This is a genomic window from Halopseudomonas xiamenensis (assembly GCF_014219065.1).
Lineage (GTDB): Bacteria > Pseudomonadota > Gammaproteobacteria > Pseudomonadales > Pseudomonadaceae > Halopseudomonas > Halopseudomonas xiamenensis.
Genome location: NZ_JACLGO010000007.1, coordinates 85,210 through 104,379, shown reverse-complemented (window position 1 = coordinate 104,379; position 19,170 = coordinate 85,210). Strand labels below are relative to the sequence as shown.

At 61.7% G+C, this 19,170-nt stretch carries 19 protein-coding genes; 3 read left to right on the top strand and 16 right to left on the bottom strand.

The window, feature by feature from the left end:
- Positions 1-372: 372 nt before the first annotated feature.
- The 8 genes from H6X51_RS06635 to H6X51_RS06600 all read right to left on the bottom strand — a co-directional run bounded on the left by H6X51_RS06635 (position 373) and on the right by H6X51_RS06600 (position 5,421).
- Entirely contained in the window at positions 373-972 is a 600-nt protein-coding gene (locus tag H6X51_RS06635) for a S26 family signal peptidase (RefSeq protein WP_185266736.1), read from the bottom strand.
- Positions 969-1,532: a DUF2840 domain-containing protein gene (locus H6X51_RS06630; RefSeq protein ID WP_185266735.1), complete on the bottom strand. Its 564-nt coding sequence runs from the start codon at positions 1,530-1,532 to the stop codon at positions 969-971. Before H6X51_RS06630 ends, H6X51_RS06635 begins: the two co-directional genes overlap by 4 nt.
- A complete protein-coding gene (locus H6X51_RS06625; protein ID WP_185266734.1) occupies positions 1,529-1,780 on the bottom strand; it encodes a chromosome partitioning protein ParB in 252 nt (83 codons plus the stop codon). The genes H6X51_RS06630 and H6X51_RS06625 overlap by 4 nt, the downstream gene beginning before the upstream one ends.
- Positions 1,777-2,415 (bottom strand): ParA family partition ATPase, encoded by a 639-nt coding sequence (gene parA, locus H6X51_RS06620; protein ID WP_185266733.1) that lies wholly within the window; start codon positions 2,413-2,415, stop codon positions 1,777-1,779. Before parA ends, H6X51_RS06625 begins: the two co-directional genes overlap by 4 nt.
- A gap of 286 nt (positions 2,416-2,701) precedes the next feature.
- Positions 2,702-3,559 carry a replication initiator protein A gene (locus H6X51_RS06615; protein WP_185266732.1) on the bottom strand — a complete coding sequence of 286 codons (858 nt, stop codon included), beginning with the start codon at positions 3,557-3,559 and terminating at the stop codon, positions 2,702-2,704.
- A gap of 26 nt (positions 3,560-3,585) precedes the next feature.
- The gene (locus tag H6X51_RS06610; protein WP_430308108.1) at positions 3,586-3,855 is read right to left on the bottom strand and encodes a helix-turn-helix transcriptional regulator; all 270 of its coding nucleotides are present in this window, start codon (positions 3,853-3,855) and stop codon (positions 3,586-3,588) included.
- Positions 3,856-3,953: 98 nt separating this feature from the next.
- Positions 3,954-4,751 carry a DUF2285 domain-containing protein gene (locus H6X51_RS06605; protein ID WP_185266731.1) on the bottom strand — a complete coding sequence of 266 codons (798 nt, stop codon included), beginning with the start codon at positions 4,749-4,751 and terminating at the stop codon, positions 3,954-3,956.
- A gap of 322 nt (positions 4,752-5,073) precedes the next feature.
- Positions 5,074-5,421: a DUF2958 domain-containing protein gene (locus tag H6X51_RS06600; RefSeq protein WP_151180686.1), complete on the bottom strand. Its 348-nt coding sequence runs from the start codon at positions 5,419-5,421 to the stop codon at positions 5,074-5,076.
- Positions 5,422-5,704: 283 nt separating this feature from the next.
- On the opposite strand from H6X51_RS06600, the gene H6X51_RS06595 reads away from it, so the two are divergent.
- Both H6X51_RS06595 and H6X51_RS06590 read left to right on the top strand, forming a co-directional pair.
- Positions 5,705-6,046: a helix-turn-helix domain-containing protein gene (locus tag H6X51_RS06595; RefSeq protein WP_185266730.1), complete on the top strand. Its 342-nt coding sequence runs from the start codon at positions 5,705-5,707 to the stop codon at positions 6,044-6,046.
- A gap of 122 nt (positions 6,047-6,168) precedes the next feature.
- Positions 6,169-7,623, top strand: coding sequence for a caspase family protein (locus tag H6X51_RS06590; RefSeq protein ID WP_185266729.1), 1,455 nt, complete (start codon positions 6,169-6,171; stop codon positions 7,621-7,623).
- 46 nt (positions 7,624-7,669) lie between these two features.
- Here the strand turns inward: H6X51_RS06590 and H6X51_RS06585 are convergent, their stop codons facing one another.
- From H6X51_RS06585 to radC, 5 genes are all read right to left on the bottom strand, one after another.
- Positions 7,670-7,984 (bottom strand): DUF736 domain-containing protein, encoded by a 315-nt coding sequence (locus tag H6X51_RS06585; RefSeq protein ID WP_185266728.1) that lies wholly within the window; start codon positions 7,982-7,984, stop codon positions 7,670-7,672.
- An 804-nt stretch (positions 7,985-8,788) separates the two neighbouring features.
- A complete protein-coding gene (locus H6X51_RS06580) occupies positions 8,789-9,544 on the bottom strand; it encodes a hypothetical protein (RefSeq protein ID WP_185266727.1) in 756 nt (251 codons plus the stop codon).
- Between the two features lie 404 nt (positions 9,545-9,948).
- Entirely contained in the window at positions 9,949-11,973 is a 2,025-nt protein-coding gene (locus tag H6X51_RS06575) for a ParB/RepB/Spo0J family partition protein (RefSeq protein ID WP_185266726.1), read from the bottom strand.
- 559 nt (positions 11,974-12,532) lie between these two features.
- Positions 12,533-12,928, bottom strand: coding sequence for an ATPase (locus H6X51_RS06570; RefSeq protein ID WP_185266725.1), 396 nt, complete (start codon positions 12,926-12,928; stop codon positions 12,533-12,535).
- A 275-nt stretch (positions 12,929-13,203) separates the two neighbouring features.
- Positions 13,204-13,713 (bottom strand): RadC family protein, encoded by a 510-nt coding sequence (gene radC / locus H6X51_RS06565; protein ID WP_185266724.1) that lies wholly within the window; start codon positions 13,711-13,713, stop codon positions 13,204-13,206.
- A 323-nt stretch (positions 13,714-14,036) separates the two neighbouring features.
- On the opposite strand from radC, the gene H6X51_RS20475 reads away from it, so the two are divergent.
- Positions 14,037-14,210, top strand: coding sequence for a hypothetical protein (locus H6X51_RS20475; protein ID WP_185266723.1), 174 nt, complete (start codon positions 14,037-14,039; stop codon positions 14,208-14,210).
- Positions 14,211-14,243: 33 nt separating this feature from the next.
- Here H6X51_RS20475 and H6X51_RS06555 read toward each other — a convergent pair whose 3' ends face one another.
- The 3 genes from H6X51_RS06555 to H6X51_RS06545 are packed head-to-tail and all read right to left on the bottom strand — an operon-like array spanning position 14,244 to position 19,129.
- Positions 14,244-16,247, bottom strand: coding sequence for an ATP-binding protein (locus H6X51_RS06555; protein ID WP_185266722.1), 2,004 nt, complete (start codon positions 16,245-16,247; stop codon positions 14,244-14,246).
- The gene (locus H6X51_RS06550; protein WP_185266721.1) at positions 16,244-18,862 is read right to left on the bottom strand and encodes an AAA family ATPase; all 2,619 of its coding nucleotides are present in this window, start codon (positions 18,860-18,862) and stop codon (positions 16,244-16,246) included. Before H6X51_RS06550 ends, H6X51_RS06555 begins: the two co-directional genes overlap by 4 nt.
- Positions 18,863-18,919: 57 nt before the next feature.
- Entirely contained in the window at positions 18,920-19,129 is a 210-nt protein-coding gene (locus H6X51_RS06545) for a ribbon-helix-helix domain-containing protein (RefSeq protein WP_221627255.1), read from the bottom strand.
- Positions 19,130-19,170: the final 41 nt, after the last annotated feature.

Below are 19,170 nucleotides of genomic sequence, written 5' to 3'. Positions count from 1 at the left end.
TACGGCCTTGGCGCTGTTCGCGGCACGGTGCCGCTCCCCGGCGCGTGCCGCGCCCCCCCCCTGTGCAGACTGGCTTTTCGCGCAACGCAGTGCCGCGACCTTTTATCTTGCCTTCCGCCTTTGCCCCTCGCTGTCGCTCCGGGCAGCGGCGGCCCGGCGGCGCTGCTGCACAAGCAGCCAGCGCGCCGGCGAACGCGGCAACGGCCGCAGGCCGGGCACGTTCGAGGCAAGACACCTGCACATGGGGAGACAGCGCGAAGTGCGGCGCTCGATACGCAGGATCGGCGCCCGCACTGCACGCGCAACGACGCGGTGACGGCCAGCAGGACGACACGCCGGATGGCACGCTGAAGCGCAGCGAATCGGCGGCCATCATGGGCGTGTCTCCAGCCGGACAGGATGTGCGACGCCGATCACGGCAGACGCGCTGATTGGGCCGAAATAACGGCTGTCGAAGGACGCGGGATTGGTCGCACTGAGCAGGAACAGTTCGCCAGAACGAAGTTGTCGGCATTGCTGCCAGGATGACAGCGGCCGGCCCCAGCGGTCAGCGGGCAGCACGGCGGCTGAAGGCACGCCGTCGATGCGGACGATGCCGCCAGCGATGCACACCTTCTGCGGCGCAACGGCGCCCACGCGCTTGAGCAGTGGCACGCGCACCGGCAGGTAGCCGCGCTGTGCAGCCAGCGCGGCAACATCTGGCGGCAGCGTGGTCAGCACGATGCTGCCCACGGACAACGGACGTGGCAGCAGGTCAGCGCGGTGGTCAAGGGGTTCCACGCGATACCACCCAACTGCCACGCTGTCGGACGGGTTGTAGATCAGGCGCGGCTGCGGCTGCGCGAGGAATGTCCAGGCCAGCGCAGCGAGGCCGCAGGCGGTCAGCCCCGCCAGCACGAGGTGAGCGCGGCGGCGCGAGCGAGGACGCGACGGGATACCGGCCGCGCCGCTCATGGCGGATGGGTGCGTCATGGCAGCGCCCTCCCGGCCAGCCAGGCGGCGTGCCGCTCGGCGGTGTATTCAGGCAGCGGCAAACGTGCCGCCAGACGGTTGCCCAGCGTGCGCCAGTACGCGGGCGACACGTCGATGGCGGCGATGCCCAGCGCCTCGATGGCGTCGATGCGTTCCAGTACGGCGCGCACTTGGTTTTCGCCTTCAGCGTGCAGCAGCAGGCGCGCGCCCGGCTGCACGCCGGGAATGCGCTGCATGGCGTCCAGTGGCGTGCAGGCTTGCATTACCATGAGCTGCCAGCGGATCGTGCCGTAGTCGTTGGCCTGCCAGCGGATGCGGCAGAACAGGGACGCCGGCAGGAACACCGCGCAGCGCCGCCAGCGGTCGAGCCGGAGCGTACGCGCCGGTTCGCCGAAGCGCAGGTAGAGCTTGAAGCGATGTTCGATGTAGGCCAGTGAAACGTGGGTCAGCGGCACGTTGCCGACCTGGCCAGCCAGCACCGAAAGCGAAGGCGGCGGCGAAGGCGGCGGCGCAGCCGCAGCCGCAGCCGCGTTCTCGGCGGGCGAAGCAGATGCGTTCATGGCAGGTTCTCCGGGAACTCCCGTTCCAGCAGGCCGCGCAGCAGTTCGGCCACCGTCACGCCTTGCGTGAAGGCCGACACCTTGATGCGCGCCCGCATCGCGGGCGTGATGTCGAGGGTCAGGCGCGCGGTGTAGAGGTCGCCCTTGTTGAGCGCGTCGGCATCGCCCTGGCGAATCCACGCCTCGGCGTGCGGATTCGCAGGCGGACGCACCCCAATGCCGACACGCTTGCTGCGAACCTTGCTCATGTCGGCCACCGCAGCAGTTCATCGACCAGTGCGGCGATCTCGCGCGCGGCGGCGCTGTCCGGCGCCGTCTCGCGTGCGAGTCGGCCAGCGGCCACGCTGTCGGCGAACACGATGCGTTGGCGCACCTCGGCGCGCAGTGCCGGCAACGGCTGTTCAGCAAGTGCCTGCCGGGCTTCACGCCCTATGATCGTGGTGCTGACGCGCCGATTGATGACGAAGGCCGCGCGCAGCGCAGGCCGGAAGACGTGCGCTTCGCGGATCAGCGCGACCATTTCGGCGCTGGCCCACAGGTCGTAGGGGCTGGGTTGTATCGGAATCAGCACGCGCTCGGCCGCCAGCAGCGCGGAGCGCGCCAGGGCGGCGATGCGCGGCGGGCCGTCGATGATGACGTGATCGGCCCGTCTGGCGAGTTCCGGCGCTTCCTGGTGCAGCGTTTCGCGGGCGAGCCCCACGGCGCTGAACAGCCGGGGCAAGCCTTGCTGGCTTCTGCGCTGCGTCCAGTCCAGCGATGAACCCTGCGGGTCGGCATCCAGCAGGATGATGTGCTGACCGCGCATCGCCAGTTCGCCGGCGATGTGGGTGGCGAGCGTGGTCTTGCCCACGCCGCCTTTCTGGTTGAGCAAGGCGACGATCATGACGCAGCCCTCCGTGGTGGAAAGCAACGCGATGAACGGCTTGAAAAACGCTTGTGCTGTCGGTGGTCGGTGGTTATCCACCGGCCCAATAACAAGGTTTTATCTTTCGTTAGTAAGGTATTTAAGTTAGATATAAAGTTAAGGGCCGAAAAAAAGCTTGTGGCCATTGAAGTTAGGGGCGATTTGCGCGCCTGATAGCACGATACGGGTGCGCCTGATAGCACGAGTCTTCGCGCGCCCGATAGCACGAGCCCATTCACAGCTTGTCCCGTTTCCATCCCCAGGCTTATCCCCGTGCCGTTTGCGGCACGGGCCGGAACGCGAGGATTTCCGGTGCGCCGGGCCATCGCTCGATGGACAGCTCGTAACCGGGCAGCGACTGCCGCGCCACCAGGACGCGCAGGTCGCGGGCAAAATCGCGCGGCTGCGCCAGGCTGCCGGACTTGCGATACAGGTAGGGAACGTCGAACTGCCAGCCGCCTTCCTGCTTCCCGCCGTGCTTGCGCACCAGCCGGTACAGCCAGCGTTCGATGCCACCGGTCAGGCGGAAATACGCCGGGTCGATGGTCAGTACCAGCGCCGCATCGAGCACACCCGCATAGAACCAGTCCGGCAGGATCAGTTCGATGCCCAGCGGTTTGCCGCTGGCATCGGCCAGTTCCTTCCACTCGTTGATCCAGGAAAAGCGATGCAACCGCCGCCCGGTGGTCTCGCGGATGGAGGTGGCCACGGTGGTCGATTGCAGCCGGTCGAACGCGGCTTTGAGGCGTTGGTAGTCGCGCAGCGACGTACCGCGCCCGATGAAGCGCAGGATCTCGTAAGGCGTAGCCTGCATCCTGCGCGAAGGCTGGATGCCCGCGTCGCGGGCTTCCACGATCTGGCTGGCGGCCCAGATCAGGATATCGGCGTCCCAAATGGTGGCGATGCCGTGTTCCTGGGTACCCTCCACGCGAATGCTGATGTTGCCGCTGCGGAAGTCGATCGGCGCCGTGCGCCGCGATTTCGCCAGCGAGAAGAATGGATAGGCCATCAGGTCCTGGGCGTCGCGCGGCGCCATGTCCTCGCCCGGCAGTGCGCGGAACAGATCGAGCTGCTCCCGCTGCTGCGCTGTCCGCTGCCGGAGCGGCAGCGATGGGCTGGACATGACGATGGCCACCGGCGCGCCGACGATCAGCGGCCATCACGGTAGTCGCCCGCGTGGCGTTCGGCGTACTCGGGATCGGACGTGGCCTCGTAACTGCGCGCATCGGCCCAGGCATCGAGGTCGGCCACCGCGTACATCACGCGGCGGCCGAACTTGCGGAACTTCGGGCCACCGCCGATCACGCGCTGTTTCTCCAGCGTGCGCGGCGACAGGCGCAGGTACTCGGCGGCCTCGTCGTTGGTCAGGTAGCGTTGGGGCTGCGCGGGCGTGGCAGCAGCAGCGGCGGCAGGCCGCAAGGGAGCGGGTCGCATAGGATGAGCCTCCATCGGTTGAAAACGTCCGGTCACACAACGCGACCGGATGGAGGCAGTCTCAAGAAACGCAGGGGGCTTGCTCAGGGACGTTTTGCTGCCAGAGCAGAACGTCCCTGTTCAGCGGGTGGAAGCTGTGCCAGGCGGCGATAGCCGTCACGCATCAGTGCATCACCCCGGCGCACCAGCCGCCGCACGCGGGCGCGCAGGGCGCTGTCGGCGTGCCAGTCATCGGCGACGGCATCGACACCAAACAGCCCTTCAGCCACTTCACGCAAGGACGCGCCCGCCAGGGTCGCGTCGAGCGCCTGCAAAGTGTGCAGTTCCAGCAAGGCCGTCAGGGGTGGTCGTGGCCGTACCGTGGCCGAAGGTGGTTCATCGCCAGCAGCGGTCAGCTTGTCCAATTCGGCCGTCAGCGCCTGATAACGCTCGCAGAGCGTGGTGCAAGCCCGGATGGCATAGGCGTAGGCCAGGCCATCCTTCAGACCGGGAGCGATCACCAGCCGCAAGCAGCAGCCTGGCCACCGTGTAATCAGAACCAAGCGCCTGCCATCGTGGATCAGATGCTTGCGGCCAGGAAGGCGCCAGAACTCGAAGGCGTCGGCATCTGGCGGTGGATCAGCGTCCGGATAGAGCTGAAGTACGGCGTCGTGGTCGGGAAACCAGGCCGGATGCGCCTCGCGCGCATCCAAGGCTGGATCTTCCAGCAAGCGCAGTCCCCAGCGCCCAGCCGCCTCTGGTCGGCGACGCCGGCGCAGCCAGTCGTGGCGGTAATCGGGGTGACGGCGCAGGTATTCCCACGCCAGCGCCGGACCATCCAGGTGTAGGACGTAGAGATAAGCAGCCGTCGGGTACCAGGACTCGGCGCTGCGATCAGTCATGACGCAACCTCCTTTAGCTTGAGGTACGTCGCCACGGCGAAAAATGCGTGCTAAGAAGCCATCATCGCAACATCATGGGTGAGGCAATAGACTGTCATATCAAGACCGATTAGCTCTGATGCGTTGCGAGTTTCGTCCGAATGCGACGGCGGTATGCCCCAAAATGGCGTGCCGCATTGGGCAGCCTGTCAAAAGCTGTGTCGGGCATCATGACTGTTTCGATCAGGCACGCACTGCTTCAGTGCAAGACTGCCGATTGAGACCCGTAGCGTCTTGAATCTGACTGAAAAAGACACAATGCGCAGCCGATGACTATGGTTGTTCAGTCGGTGATCGAACCGTTGTCCTCGGCCAGCCGCAGGTACTCCGACAGTAGCCGCGTCGGCTGGAAGTAGCGATCACGCATCACGGGCTGCCGATGCGGCCCGACGATGGACGCCAGATCGGAGAGTTTCACCGTTCCCAAGGTGGGCATCCCGATCCCCAGGTCGATCAGGCCGTGGGCCGTGTCACCGTCCGCTGGATCGAGCGAGGCCAGCAGCCAGGTGGCGTGTGCGTCCGGGGTGAATAGGCGCACGACGGGCAGCAGATCGGTGGCGTGGCCGGCAGCACGCGCCTCGCCGTTGGCGAGTAGCCGCGCGCGTTGCTCGTCAGTGATGAGCGGGTTCATGGTCACGCTTTCCCTCCGATGCACGGAACCACCGAATCGCATCTGCGCGTCTGAGTACAAGCTCAAAAACGCAAACTCATACATCCGCAGTCACGTAAAGATACGAAGGCGTATTGACGTAAGCCAGCAAAGACACGGATGCGGTTCTGTGGATTTGATACCCGTCGTAGATACGGATTTCCGTAAAGGCACTATTCCAGAGAGCATCGCCAAATGAACACTATAGATTGTAGCTCTATAGGGCGCAATGGGATGTCATCTTGGGTTTTGGGGAAACCACTGGATGACAGCGAAAAACTCATTTGCGGCAGCGTTGAAGACGGTCAGGAAAGCGCGTGGCTTGAGCCAGGAAGCGTTCTCCGACGTGTCGAGCCGCACCTACATGAGTTCGCTGGAGCGCAGCCTGAAAAGCCCGACCTTGAACAAGGTGGCCGAGCTGTGCGAGGTCATGGAGGTTCATCCGCTCACGCTGCTGACGTTGGCGTATGCCGGCGACAGCGAGCGCAAGGCTGACCAGCTACTGGAACAGGTAAAGCGGGAGCTGGAAGAAATTTCTACGGGGGGGGTAGCGTATGAGTGTTTCGCTCCGGGTAGTGGACAAGAAAAAGCTGAATTTAACACCTAGATACTCCCGCCAAATATCCAAGGTACGCCAGTGTCCATGATCTCCTGGCATTGATGTGGCGATCCGTTATCTCGAAGAATCGAGGTAGTCATTTTCAGAACAAATAACTGAGCCTTATCGCCATGCCACGCCTAAATGCCCTTGTTATTGGTAATGCTCTCTACGACTCCGGCGGCAATTTAAAGAACCCAACCAACGACGCCGAAGATATTGCCAAAGTTCTTACCGATGGCGGCTTTAATGTCTTAAAGCTGATTAATGCGACCTTCAAGGAGATGAAAAAGGCGATCAAATCCTTCGAGAAATCTGCCAATGATGGTGGGGCCGTTTCAGTTTTCTTCTTCGCTGGCCACGGAGTCGAGGTAGATGGCGTTAATTATCTGATCGCCAAGGATACCGAAGCCGAAGACAAAACGGATATCGAAACTGGGGCGCTGTCCTTAGATGAAGTAATAAAGCGTATGGAGCCGAAAGATGGCGCCACACGTACCAACATTATCATTCTTGACGCTTGCCGGGATAATCCGTTTGAGCGTAAATGGCGCGGAAAACCTCGCAGCTTGGCGCCGGTCTATGCCCCTCGTGGAACACTCATAGCTTTCGCTACGTCTCCGGGCCAGTTTGCCAGTGATGGCGCTCGCCGTAACGGTCTTTACACAGAGGCACTTCTGAAGCACATTGAGGAGCCAGACCTCCCAGTAGAGGCAATGTTTAAACGTGTGCGGAATACACTGGGAGCCGCTACGAAACAAAAGCAGATTTCCTGGGAACATACATCACTAGCAGGCGAATTCTACTTTCACCTTAGCGCAGCAGCCAGCATAGAAAACTACAGTGTGGCTGCAATCAAAGACAAAACCTTTGTCATTGATGAGAGCAAGCTGTCACACCGAACAATCCAGGCCCTGAAAAGTCATAACTGGTATACCCAAAATCCTGCGTTGGATGCACTAACATCGGAAAAACTTAATGGAGCCAGTGCAGATAGCCTTTTCGTGCTTGGACGCAACATTTTGCAGGCGGCGAATGGCTCCGCAAATTCCGCTATAGACTGGATTCAGAAATTCCACAAGCACACCAATGGCATGAGGCCGGAGAAGCGGAAAGCTATTCTTGATGGAATTCTTTTTGAGATTTTCTTCGACTCAAAAGGTGAGTTTCGTAAACAGCCTAAGATCAACTTCTTTAATGAAGTCTTCGAGCTGGAGCAGTATCCAGATTTCAAAGATAGCTTCGACTTTATTGCTGGAGCGCTAGCCAACCAATCAAACCGTATGTTTGCTATCCCAGGAAAAGGGCAAGCCGTGACCGCAGACGTACAGATTGGGGATAACAAAATAATTGAAGGCGTTTGCATCAGCGGCAAAAACTATCTTGATGACGAAGATGACCCATTTGATGATGGTGATGACAAGAAGGTTCGCTATCAAACTCTTGAGCGCGAGCAATTTGAGGATGAGCTTTCTCAGCAAATGTTAGTGCCGAAACGACTGCTGAAGGTGGTTTACAACACACCAATCAAGTCTGGAGGCAAGGTCAAGCTGCCATATGGAGCTGAAGTATCTCGGCCAAGCTGAAAGTGGGAAGCGCCCCGCCGCGACTGGCGGGGCGCTGTGGGCGGCGTCAAGCCGCTTGTGGCTTGCTGCGCGACCAGATCAGGTCGTGCGTGCCGTCCTCGTTCTCGATCAGCCGGGCATAGACCGTTGCCGGGAACGAAGGATCGTCGAGGGTCACGGACAGGTAGTCCCGCCCGGCCTCGCTGGTCTTCTTCCACGCCGCGCCGATGTCGTGGCCGGCCGCCTGGAGGCGGAAGTCGGGGGCGTTCTCGCTGCTGCCCTTGTCGTTGGGAAGCAGCTTGACCTTGACGTTGAGCGTCAGGGTGCGAAGCGAGCCGGTGAAGCCGTCTTTCTCTGCGGTGAAGGTGCCGATGTTGGCCATGATGTTTGCTCCTTTCGGTTGAACAAGGTTCGCGCCCATCGCGTCCTTGTTGTGATCCGGCCGGCGGGGGACGGGCTGGCTGCACCGCCTGCGGTCGAAACGCAGTGGAGAACCGGGAGGCGAAAAGAATTTGCTGCGCGAGGAAGCCGCGCAGCGGCGGGGAAATTGTTTTCGCTGGACGGTTGCAGCCATAAGCCCGAGGCGCAGCCGCGCCACCGCCAGGATTCACAACAAACCAAGGACGCCTTGGGCCGAACCGCTCCGAAAGGCGCTATGGCCGGCTCGGCATCCCCGCACGAAGGCTGCTCCGGCTCGCCCCCTGACACGGGCCAGGTCAACCACCCGACGACTGGCGGGAACGCCCCAGCCGTACCTTGCGGTGCAGGTCTTGAGGCGTGGTGTGGAAGCTCCATAGCGATGCCGGGCGAGTTGTCCGTGAACCGTCCTTCGTGACGTGATGGGCAAGAACCGCCAGCGTTGAGGACGGCACGCTTCTGCACAACCTGCCGCAGCAAACCGGGGCGTAGCTCCGCGTCCCGCCCTGGTGGTGGGGCGTCGGTTGGGCCGATCCGGCGTAGCCGGTTCGGCTGCATCGAGGGGCACCAAGCATCGCGCGGCGTGGATAGCCCGAGGGCTTTCCCCTGGAGGCAAGCGGAGCGCGCAGCGCCGCAGGCGCGAAGGCGTGAGGGATTGAAGCCGAATGGCCGTGACAGCGAAGTCGGCACGGGGCGCAGCCCGAAAGCCCGGCGGCGCTATGTGCCGACACGCCTTGTTTTGGAAATGCGCCCCTGCCGCAACAGGTCACTACATGAAGAAACTGCCCTGATCCGAATAACCATTCGGCTCAATCGTCAGATCTGCCAGCCGTGACTGCATGACACGCTTGCAGCGGAAGTTCTCGCCACCGTCCTGAATCCACGCACCCAAGCGCCGCTCCAACCAGCAGTGCGCTACCGCGTCCCCATCAGTCAAGCCGCAATACCACTCTGGTTGAACATCAACTTTTCGGGGATTGAGAATGACGCTGATGGAAAGCTCGTCGCCACTGATAGCGTCCACACTGGCAATCGCAGCCATCTCACCATCGACCATGAAGCGGTAGGAGCTGCGTTCGCACTCATGGCTTTCCGGCGCACCGCCAGGCCACCAGTTCTCACCTGGCGAAAGCCCAAACAGGCGCTGTTCAAGACCTGCATTGATCGCAGCCACGAGCAGATTGCGCCATGCGTGCCAACGCACACTGCGCCCTTTCCTGAGCGGAAAGTTCCTGAAAGGGGAATAGGAGTGCTCAAACTCTGGCAGCACCCGCAGATCATCAGGCACCGGGGCATAACCTAGCTGGCGCAGGCGCTGCACCAACTTAGCATTGCTGGGCTTTTGAGCTTCGGCGGTTGCACGTCCCTCAAGCGCAGCTCGCAGCGCCGCATGGGTCTTGAAGCCCAAAGCTGCCGCAACACCTTCACTCAGATGGGAAGAAGAAACACCGCGAACATGCCGTTGGGCACTCTGTTTGAGGGTGCGTACAGCGGACTTGGAAACAAAAAACGTAGATGCAGACATGCCAGATTCCTCTATGCAAGGTCGATGTCTGCCGATTACGCATCAACCGGGAATAGGCACGGTCAACGAAGAAAGCTAGGAGGAAACGTCGTTTAACCCGGCAGCAGGTTCAGCGTGACGCGGCTGTCTGCTCATGATAAGGCATACCTACTGTCACACAAAGAAGATAAATCGGGCAAGCCCTTGGGCTGACAGTCCTGTGGGCAGTCGCTGAGTTCTGAGCCGTTCCCGCACAAGGCCACTTGTGCGTCGCCACGCCGCCGCCTGACCGAAGGCGGCGGCGTGGCGGTTTTGCTTTTGGCCGTTGAAACCGGGCGCGGCGGGCACCGCCGTGCCCGGTTTTTGCCACCACGGCAAAAGGCCCCGGCGCGGTCTGCGCCGGAGCCATGCTTCGCGTGGCTACCTCATGCCGCCAGCGTTTCCGCTTCCTCCGCTTCGGCCTCTGCGTCGGTTTCCTGCTCGCTCGCCTGCACGGCCTCGTTCTCGGCCTTGAACACGGCGGGCATCCAGCCGGTGCCATCGGCCAGCCGCTCGGCCTCGCTGGCAATGTCGGCCTTCTTGAGCTTGGCCAGCCGGGTGACGTGCGACGGCGCGAACTGCTGCACGGCGTCCAGAATCGCGGCCTTGGGGATGTGGTTGAAGTAGCCTTCGGCGCTCGGCTGCCACCATGCGGCCATGTCCAGCCCGACCGCTCGCGCCAGTTCCGCGCCGGGCTGGTGCGGCGTGGCGCGGGGCGTTACCACGTCCACGCTGGCGGCCACGCACGAGGCCAGCAGCCGCACAAGCTCGCCTTGCTCCATCGCCAGCAGCGCGGCGAACAGTTCGGCGCTGTCCTGCGGCAGCCGTTCGCCCCATGCCTGTTGCAGTTCGCGCAGGGCAACGGCAGCGGACGACTCCGGCCAGTCCGGGGCCATGCCTTCCAGCCGGTCTTGCACTTTCAGGCTCACGCCCAGCGGCAGGTCGTGGCCGTAGCGGCTGTCCTGCAAGACGCTCTGCACCATGCCATGCACCAGCGCGGCCAGCGCCACCTGCGGATGCCGGGCGACTTCGATTTGCAGCGCGGCGGTGCGGTGCGCGCTCAGGCGTTGCGCCAGCCGGTCGGACAGGTTGGCGGTTTGGGGCGGCTCGGCGTCCTCGCCTTCGTCGTCGTGTGCGCCTTCCGCGCCGGTGAAGCCTTGGCGCAGCTTTTCCAGCGTGCGCAGTGCCTTGGCCTCGGCCTCGCGCAGCAGGCCGCGATGAATCACGGCCTCGCCGTCGCGGTCGATGGTGACGATGGCACCGGCTACCGCGAGCACGTCCGGGGCGTAGCGCAGCAAGCCGGCCTGCACGGTGTCCAGTTCGTCCGCCAGCCGTTCGCGCTGTTCGTGCAGGGCTTCGGCCTTGTCCTCGTCCTCGGCCTCGTAGGCGTCTTCCAGCGCGGCGTCGGCCTTGTCGATGCGTGCTTGCAGCGAGGCGATGCGCTTGGCCTCGCGGGCGTTCGGTTCGCGCCGCTGGCGCGGGGCGTTCTGGAACACCTGCCGGTCGGCGTGGCTCAGGTGCGGCACGGCCTCCACCCATGCCCAGCCTTCGGCGCGCACGTCTCCGGCCTGCGCGTCCAGCTTGTCGCGCACCAGCCGTTCCAGTAGCGCGGCGTCGTTCAGGTAAATGCCGCTGTCGTCCTCGGCGAACAGGTCACGGCGGGTGCTGCCGCCTGCCGCCGTGTAGGCGTCCAGCCCGACGAAGCAGGCCAGCGGGTGCTGTGCGTCGATTTCGCGTTCGGTCAGGTGCTCGCGCAGCGCGGACGGGCTGCGCTGCCACTGCGGCGCGCCGTAGAACGCGGCTTCCTGCGCGGCGTGGTCGTCGGTGATGGCAAGGGCCATCAACTGTTCCAGCGTGACGGCACCGGCGCGGTAGTCGGTCATCAGGCGCGGCGAGACGTTGGCGAGTTTCAGGCGGCGCTGCACCACCAGCGGGGTGACGCTGAAATCGGCGGCAATGTCCTCGATGGGGCGGCCTTCGGCGACCAGCGCGGCGAACGCCTCGAACTGGTCGGCGGGGTGCATGGCCTCGCGCTGCACGTTCTCGGTGAGGCTCGCGGTGCGGGCGCTGCCGTCCGCCACCAACAGGCACGGCACGTTCCAATCCTTGGCGATGCGCTTCTTCTTCGCCAGCAGCTTCAAGGCGGCCAGCCTGCGACCTCCGGCGACGACTTCGTAATGCTCGCCATCGGCGGCGAGGATGACGACGAGGTTTTGCAGCAGGCCGACGCGCGCGACGCTGGCGGCCAGTTCCGGGATGGACATGCGCGGGGCCTTGCGCGCGTTGCGCTTGGACTGGCGCGGCAGCAACTGCGACAGCGGGACCAGAATCAGGTTCTTGGCCGGCTCGGCCACTTCCAGCGCGCTGGCGGTGTGGATGGCAAGGGTTTCGGGTTGGGTAATCGCGTTCATGGTGTTACTCCTGACAAAAGGGTTTGCTGTTGAAACCGCACACCGGATTCCTAGATTCGGAGCCCGCCTTTCGGCTTTCCGGTGGGGTCGGCGCGGAGACCTGGGCCGGCCTCGTTGCCACCGTCTTTCCTGAGTTCATCGCCCGCGACGACAGGGAGTCCGTGAACGGGGGCGGTCAAGGAAACGAGCGCCGGGTTGGTGCGGCCCGCAGCGCAGCGAGGACACGGCCCGGCGCGCCTTGACGGCACACGGGCGCGGGCTACAGTCGCGGACAAGGTGATGAGCGAGGGAAGACGGCGGTGGTTGGCAACGGCCGCAGATGGCGCCGCCCCCACGCAAGCGAAGCGCGCAGCGCCGCAGGCGCGAAGGCCGATCAGGTGCAACCTGTTCGGCGGCTGTCAGGGGCGCCAAGCAACGCGCGGCGGGGATCGGCTGCAAGCCGTTCCCCTGGAGTGCAAGCGCAGCGCGCAGGCCCGCAGGGCCGAAGGACTCAACACCAGGCGCAGCAGAAAAAAGTGCGCCGCCCCGCAGGGCGACGCACCGGATGTTGGCCGTGCGATCAGCTCACCGCCGGCGACACCATCGCCTGCAACTGTTCGATCACGCCGGGTTCGACGAACACGCACGGCTGCTCGGCCGCAATCGGCACGTTGAACAGCTCGGCGAACACCTTGCGCTTCAGATGCGCCAGCCGGCCCGTCCGGTAAGCCTGCTCCGGCTTCACGCGACCGCCGCCCGCCGGCGAGCCGCTGCGCTCGGGGTCGCATTCGACCAGGGCGACAAAGCCGTCATCGGACAGCTTCTGGTGTTCGGCGCACAGGCCCCAGCCCGTCGTCGTGTAGCGCTCCATGCTCGCGCGCAGGCGCTTGTCGAGCAGGATGCTGCCGGTGTCGTAAGCGGTGCCGCAGACCAGGCAGACGTGGCGTTCCAGCGAAACATGCGATTTGTCGTTCATGATGACGATCTCCGGTTACTCGGGCGGAATTGCCCGGAACCGTCGCCAGCACGGCGCAGCGCAAGCAGTCAGGGGTCCCAGACGGCCGCCAGGACACCAGCGCGCAAGGCGCGCGCAGCCCTTGACGGCGAGAACGCCGTGATACGGTGAAGGGAACAGCAAGACCGCCTCCCCACCTCCAACGAAGGCACGGACGCAAGCGCAGCGCGCAGGCCCGCAGGGCCGGAGAGTTCGACACAAGGCGCAGCAAAAAGGGGGCCGAGGCCCCCCCTTGGTTAAAGCAGCCCCCGTTCGGCGAAGGACTCTGTGGACTCACCGCCGACGACGATGTGATCCAACGTGCGCACGTCCACCAGCGCAAGCGCATCTCTGAGCCGCTGGGTTATCTGCCTGTCAGCCTGGCTCGGCTCGGGATTCCCGCTGGGGTGGTTATGCGAGAAGATCACCGCCGCCGCGTTGAGTCGCAGCGCTTCCTTGACCACCTCGCGCGGATACACCGACGCACTGTCGATGGTGCCCCGGAACATCTCGATGTATTCGATCAGGCAGTGCTGCGAATCGAGGAACAGCACCGCGAAGACTTCGTGCTCGAAGCCAGCCAGCTTGGTGCGCAGATACTCCTTGACGATGGTTGGTGAGGTGAAGGACATGCCCCGCTGCATTTTCTGGTCGATGGCATGGCGCGCGGCATCAAGAATCTGATCCACCGACGCCGGCAGGTAGCGCCCCTGCGCGTCACGCACCAGCAGAGAGGAATCGAACGAGGAAAAGGACAGTTGCGTCATGATCGTGCTCCGGTTGCTCGGGCGGAATTGCCCGGAACCGGCGCCAGCACGGCGCAGCGCAAGCCGTCACAGGGTCGAAGACGGCCACGGCCGCCAGCGTGCAAGGCACGCGCAGCCCTTGACGGCGAGAACGCCGTGATACGGTGAAGGGAACAGCAAGACCGCCCACACCCCGCCCACTGCACACACCCGCCTGTCGGCAAGCGGAGCGCGCAGGCCCTCAAGGGCCGGAGGCGCCAGGGATCAAAGCCGGATGGCCGCGATTCGGCACGAAGCGCGGGGCACAGCCCGCGAGCCCGACGGCGGAACGCCGGGATGCACGGATGCTACGGTTAGGATTTCTCGTCAGGCTGTCGCTGCTCAATCTGCAACTTCGCCCGCTGGGTCGCCTGCTGCAACGTTCCACCAGCACCACACGCGGCGGCAAGGTGGTCAGGCACTCGGCAACGTGGATGCCCGACGATGACGCTTCTTCCGGCTCACGCTCTAGTTATTGAGCCAGCGCAACTCAGAGATACATGACGGCCACGCTAGATTCCCAGCTTCTGGAAAAAAATCTGGCTGCGCATCTTCGCGTCTTTCAGCACTTTGTCCCAGCTTATGACCTCAACATAGAGATTGATGTTGCCCATCCACTGGAACCAGCCGAGCCGGTCGGGCATGGGCGTAAAGTTTTTTTCGCGTTCAAGCCAGGTTTCTACTTTAGCCGTCAGATCGCACACAACGTAGCCGTAGAACGGCGTGTTCTCGGCAACAAGAATCTTTCGGCCTTCGGGTGTCTTGTACTTGCCGTCCCGGATATCGTTCACGTAGCGCACTATCTGCTGGATCGGGTCCTCTCGGGAAGACGGATTCACGAAGTCGTCACGCTGCGGCTTCTTGAACTCGAAGATCGTAATCGGGTTGCTCGCTTCGTTATCACCTCGGAACAGAACCCGCTTGTTGTAGACCAACAGGTCCGGGCGATCAGTATTCCCACCGTTGAGTGGAAGGTCGGAGGAAACGTAGGTAGTGAAATTCAGGCGTTCGTCTACGATCCAGAGATTGTGATCGTGAAAGGACGTGATATCGGTATCGCCCTTGCGTGGAAAGATGATGTCGTGAACAACTCCTTCGGAGGAATACGTTCCAGATTCATCTATTTCAAGACTCTTGCCGAAGATGTCTAGGATTTTTCGGCGTAATGCGATGTAGTGAATCAGATCATTCTTGCTGGTGCCGGAGATTTTATTGACGATCTCGATCACGCTATCCTGCACATCCTCGAAATTCGTCTCAGCCATTAGCTTCGCCACATCGCGCTTGATGGCAATCTCTTGTGCAAATTTCTCCTTTTGCAACCGTGTTTCGATCTCTTCATTGCTTGGGTTATAGGGCATCCCGTTCAGGTCGATCCTTTCCAGAATGGCCTTGTGCCACGGAGCTTCTTCATCGACATAGGACTGCACACGCTCTTTCTTCTTTTCCTGCCGGAACGTAATATCTGCGCCCATCGCCTCACGGGCGATAGAGGCAGCGTCCTGCTCGATCTGGGTTTGCCCAATCCCGAGAATCAGGTCGCTCTCCATTTGAAACTCGAACCCACCACGCTCCAGCGAAACATTGCGGTCCAGATAAGGCCCGAAAACGTAAGCTTTGATGATGTAATTACGTGCGCTGTCAATCTCTCCGTCTCGGTCTTTCTCGAAGAATTCGTCCACAAACTCTGGGATATATTTGTGGATCGCGGCCCCTGAGACTTCCCGCTTGTGCGCGACAAGGCTGATTCGGCTTTTCTGGTTGCGAGGGGAGTAGAGTTTGAACACACGAACCAGAAATTCCTCCTCCGTATCGGAAGCCTTGATCGTGAAGGTTTTGCGATCAACGCCGATCTCCCGGATAACGGCAGACAATTCGTTGCTCACAAAGTCATTCAAGCGGATCGCACCGCTTCCGTCCTGCTCTGAAAGAACAATGTCCGGGCAAACGTAATCTTGCGTGATGAAATACGGCAGCAGCCGCTCCGCGAGGCTGCGGGCGATGGTCGAAAGCTTCTTGTCGAAGGAGCGCCCCGCCTTCAGAGGCGCCAGAGTGACCACTGTGCCAGTGTCCTGCTTGTCGCTTGGTGCGACCTTCTCGTGCACGATAATCTCGTGCTCCTTGCCCATTGAAAAGCTGCGGGCTTTGAAGGCAATGCCATCGTGGTAGTCACTCTTGACATGCAGGTCTTCGAAATACTTGAGTCCAGTGAATCGGCCGAATCCTTTGCCGCCTTCGGCGATCTTGAGGTCGGTGTAGAGCGTGTCGAAGGAGTTACGGTTCGCGTCAGTAAAGCCGATGCCGTTATCCTCAATATCGAAGCCCGTAACCTCGGGCAAGCTTCCATCCTGTTCGATCTGGGCACTCCGCTGCGCGCGGACCTGAACTTTCCCGTCTTTGCGGCCAGCTTCGTCAATCGCCTGAATCGCATTAACGATCATCTCGACGACGGGCGTATAAACGGTCGTGTTCGCCCGAATATTCTCGACGGCACGTTTGATGTTGACATTGCTCATGCGGATGCCACCTCCGCGGGTTTCTTGCGGCGTTTGCGTACTGCCGTCACCCAGTTTTCTAGTGCTTCGATGTCGGCCTTGAGTTCCGCCGTACCGGGTATCGGCGCACGGGCCGCCGCAGCTTGATCATGGCCAGGCAGCCATTTCGAGCATTTTGTCATGGCCGTCTCAACAGTTTTGCAGTCTTCGGGAGTGATGTCGGCGATCTGGGCAACTTGTTGTGTCTGAACACTCGGTCTGTAGCGCTCGACCACTCCGCCCAAAAGTACCTCTTCGAGGGCGCGCTCCCACGCTTCCCGCAGCAAACCGTAAAGATACTTGGCGTCTTTCTCGTAGGCGTCCTGATGACCTTCGCGAGAAAGTTTGTCGGCTATTTGCCAGCCGTTTTTCAGGTAGCCGATTTTTTTCTTCACCGGCAGCGCAACCCAGGGAAGCTCCTCGGTGCATACACCTGCACCCTTGGACAGGAACCGGACGTGCTGGTCAAACTGATCGACACCCAACTCCTCGGCGAATTGCTTGAGGAGAAGCAGGAAGACGACATCGTGGGTAAAGACGATAACCTGTCGGGTGTTGGCCTCCAACACCAAGCGCCGCGCCACACCTTGGCGCCACTGGTAGTCAAGCGAAGAAACGGGATCATCGAACACGATGCCTGAGGGGTCATCGGCGGTGCTGAGTTCCGCAAAGAACGCAGCAATGGAGAGACAGCGCTGCTCGCCCTCGCTTACAACTTTGGGCAAATCAACGCCAGGCGCACGCGTAAGAGCAAGCTTGTGATAGAAGACGCCGTCCGCACCGCCAAGTTCTTTTAACTCGACCTCGACGTGACCGAAAGACAGATTGACCAGTTCGTCTTTGAAACTCCGCTTGAGCTTCTGGGATACGACGGTTTTCGTGACGGCAGTGCTCTTCTGCGTAATCGTCTGTGTCTTGGTTTCGTCGATGCACAGTCCGTAAGCGGCGTATTTCTTCCGACGCTCGATATCATCAAGAACAGTCTGCTGATGTGTCGCCAGAATCTTACGAGCGCGCAGTTCCTGCACCTCGGCTGTCATGCGCTTGCGGGTTTCATCGGTGGGGCTGGTGCGCAGCGTCTTGATCCGAGCCTCGATTTCCTGAGCCAACATCTCGGCGTCACGAGAGGCCGACACGAGGGCGGGACACTCGGGGGAGAGGTCCTTGTCTTCGCCGAGGGCTGCGGCGACAGTCTTGCGGCGATTCTCGTTGACTGAAAGCGCTGCGGCTATGGTGTCCGCAACAGCCTCATGCTCGATGCGGATTTCCTTGAGCGCCTCGTCAACAGCTTCGGTTGTTGTCCTGAGATCGGTGAAGCCCTTTCGCAAACGCGCGAATTTCTCCCTAATCTGCCGGAGTTCACGTTCGGTCGTCGAAGCCACGAACGCTTCAAACTGCTTGAGCCTATGGGACGCTGCGTGATCGAGGTCCTGCTGGCACAGGACGCAATGAGCGCGGTCTTCTACGACCGGATATGCCTTGCCTGGATAGGCCAACTCCTGCGAGAACTGACGCGCCGCTTCCCAAAGCGCGATCCAGGGATCAGTGCCGGTTCCAGGCAGCATCCTTTCGGGAAACGTTGCCTCCCGCAGCCGTTTTGCTTCCTCGCTCTTGCGGCGGCCTTCTGTCCGTGCATCGAACACGGCAGCCACGGCCTCCACCGAAAGCGCCGCTTCCACCTCCTTGAGGTGCCGGGCCAGTGTCTGAACCCGACCCGCGCGTAGGGTCAGTTGCCGGATCAGCTTCTCGGGATCATTGGCCTGCAAGTCGAGCAGCGACTTCTCCAGAAGCGCAAGCCGAGTCTCGTCCTCCGGGGAGAGACGCGCGAGTGCCTCTACGGCATCCGGCTTGGTAAGGGAGCTGATGTTCGTTAGAAACTTCGCAACTGCTGTACCTTCGGGAACCTGCGCCTGAACAGCGACGAGAGCGTTTGACGCAAGCGCGCGCTGTTCGCTTTCGAGTTCTGCGCGAACGGCCTTACACGCCTTCACGAGCTTGTCGAACAGGTCCAAGCCGAAGGGCCGGAAGGCAACATCGGTTTTTTCGGTCAGGTAGACGGCAGCGCATTGCGTGTCGAATACGCTCACGCGCGAAACAAACTCATCCTCGCCGGCCCCGGTCCATTCCCGTGGTTCAGGTTCGGTCCCGATCTTGTACTTAATCGCAACCACCGGGGCGAGTGGTGCTGTGCCGGAGACGACATTGCCCAGGATTTGCTCCTGCCCGCGCGCCCGGCAAGCGCCCTTGAGGATTCGGATATAGCCCGTCTTGCCTGCGCCGTTATCACCATAAACCACGGTGAGACCAGGTGCGAAGTTGAGCGTCTGGTTCTCGGCCAGCGCATTCACGCCGCGATGATGGAAGATTGATACCAGAGAAACAGGGGCAGCACCTGCTGTTGTGTCGGGTACATGTTCCGTGTCGAGGGGAGCGGTTTCCTGCTGATCAGCGAGGCCATGCGCGCTTTTGCAAACTTCGGTGAGTGCGCGGATGTCATCGTCGGAGAGTTCGCCATTGAGTACGAGCCGACGTAGCGCGTCGCGTTGCCACGCTGGGCGGCCTTGAGACCATTCAAGTATTTCTTGCAGGACCGTCATACTCCCCCCCGCTGCACCGCATCCTTTATATCGGCATAGCCAATTTCATTGTTCGCTTCACTGTGTGTCGTCCTCAATGCGCCGAAGAACCGTACCCTCGGGCTGATCCAGAAAGCGCCGGATGGCCAAGCGCACAACGTACTGGAGCGGCAACGGCGGACGTTGCGCCTCAGCCAGCTTGCGCAAAGCCTCGTAGTCCTCGACATCAAGGGAGACTGTGAAGCGCTTGATCGGTTGCAATTGAGGCATAAACGGCGGATCAACCAATATGGAACTCGATCACCAGCTTACACCGAAATGCACCAAAA

Excerpts from the sequence above, each read along its gene's own strand:
- H6X51_RS06550 (WP_185266721.1), bottom strand. The coding sequence starts at position 18,862 with ATGACGGTCCTGCAAGAAATACTTGAATGGTCTCAAGGCCGCCCAGCG.
- H6X51_RS06625 (WP_185266734.1), bottom strand. The coding sequence starts at position 1,780 with ATGAGCAAGGTTCGCAGCAAGCGTGTCGGCATTGGGGTGCGTCCGCCT.
- H6X51_RS06600 (WP_151180686.1), bottom strand. The coding sequence starts at position 5,421 with ATGAACCCGCTCATCACTGACGAGCAACGCGCGCGGCTACTCGCCAAC.
- H6X51_RS06590 (WP_185266729.1), top strand. The coding sequence starts at position 6,169 with ATGCCACGCCTAAATGCCCTTGTTATTGGTAATGCTCTCTACGACTCC.
- H6X51_RS06580 (WP_185266727.1), bottom strand. The coding sequence starts at position 9,544 with ATGTCTGCATCTACGTTTTTTGTTTCCAAGTCCGCTGTACGCACCCTC.
- H6X51_RS20475 (WP_185266723.1), top strand. The coding sequence starts at position 14,037 with ATGCTACGGTTAGGATTTCTCGTCAGGCTGTCGCTGCTCAATCTGCAA.
- radC (WP_185266724.1), bottom strand. The coding sequence starts at position 13,713 with ATGACGCAACTGTCCTTTTCCTCGTTCGATTCCTCTCTGCTGGTGCGT.
- H6X51_RS06570 (WP_185266725.1), bottom strand. The coding sequence starts at position 12,928 with ATGAACGACAAATCGCATGTTTCGCTGGAACGCCACGTCTGCCTGGTC.
- H6X51_RS06585 (WP_185266728.1), bottom strand. The coding sequence starts at position 7,984 with ATGGCCAACATCGGCACCTTCACCGCAGAGAAAGACGGCTTCACCGGC.
- H6X51_RS06595 (WP_185266730.1), top strand. The coding sequence starts at position 5,705 with ATGACAGCGAAAAACTCATTTGCGGCAGCGTTGAAGACGGTCAGGAAA.
- H6X51_RS06605 (WP_185266731.1), bottom strand. The coding sequence starts at position 4,751 with ATGACTGATCGCAGCGCCGAGTCCTGGTACCCGACGGCTGCTTATCTC.
- H6X51_RS06575 (WP_185266726.1), bottom strand. The coding sequence starts at position 11,973 with ATGAACGCGATTACCCAACCCGAAACCCTTGCCATCCACACCGCCAGC.
- parA (WP_185266733.1), bottom strand. The coding sequence starts at position 2,415 with ATGATCGTCGCCTTGCTCAACCAGAAAGGCGGCGTGGGCAAGACCACG.
- H6X51_RS06635 (WP_185266736.1), bottom strand. The coding sequence starts at position 972 with ATGACGCACCCATCCGCCATGAGCGGCGCGGCCGGTATCCCGTCGCGT.
- H6X51_RS06630 (WP_185266735.1), bottom strand. The coding sequence starts at position 1,532 with ATGAACGCATCTGCTTCGCCCGCCGAGAACGCGGCTGCGGCTGCGGCT.
- H6X51_RS06555 (WP_185266722.1), bottom strand. The coding sequence starts at position 16,247 with ATGAGCAATGTCAACATCAAACGTGCCGTCGAGAATATTCGGGCGAAC.
- H6X51_RS06615 (WP_185266732.1), bottom strand. The coding sequence starts at position 3,559 with ATGTCCAGCCCATCGCTGCCGCTCCGGCAGCGGACAGCGCAGCAGCGG.